This is a genomic window from Bacillus sp. JJ864, assembly GCF_036963045.1.
In the GTDB taxonomy this organism is placed as follows: Bacteria; Bacillota; Bacilli; order Bacillales; family Bacillaceae_G; genus Bacillus_A; species Bacillus_A pseudomycoides_C.
Genome location: NZ_JBALLY010000091.1, coordinates 1 through 243 on the forward strand (window position 1 = coordinate 1; position 243 = coordinate 243).

Genomic DNA, 243 nt, shown 5'->3' on the forward strand with positions numbered 1-243 from the left:
CTTCCCGATAGTTTTAAAATTACGGGGCCTTAGCTCAGCTGGGAGAGCGCCTGCCTTGCACGCAGGAGGTCAGCGGTTCGATCCCGCTAGGCTCCACCATTATTATAACGGAGGTATACCCAAGTTCGGCTGAAGGGATCGGTCTTGAAAACCGACAGGCGGCGAGAGTCGCGCGGGGGTTCGAATCCCTCTACCTCCTCCATTTTTAAAAAGAATATAATATCATCGCGGGGTGGAGCAGTC

Annotated in this window: 2 tRNA genes; both read left to right on the top strand. The window is 53.5% G+C overall.

Features of this window, described 5'->3' with window-relative positions:
• The first annotated feature begins 23 nt into the window (after nt 1-23).
• Nucleotides 24-99 (top strand) — tRNA-Ala (locus V7024_RS14935).
• 10 nt (nt 100-109) lie between these two features.
• Nucleotides 110-202, top strand: a tRNA-Ser gene (locus V7024_RS14940).
• The last annotated feature ends 41 nt before the right edge of the window (nt 203-243 follow it).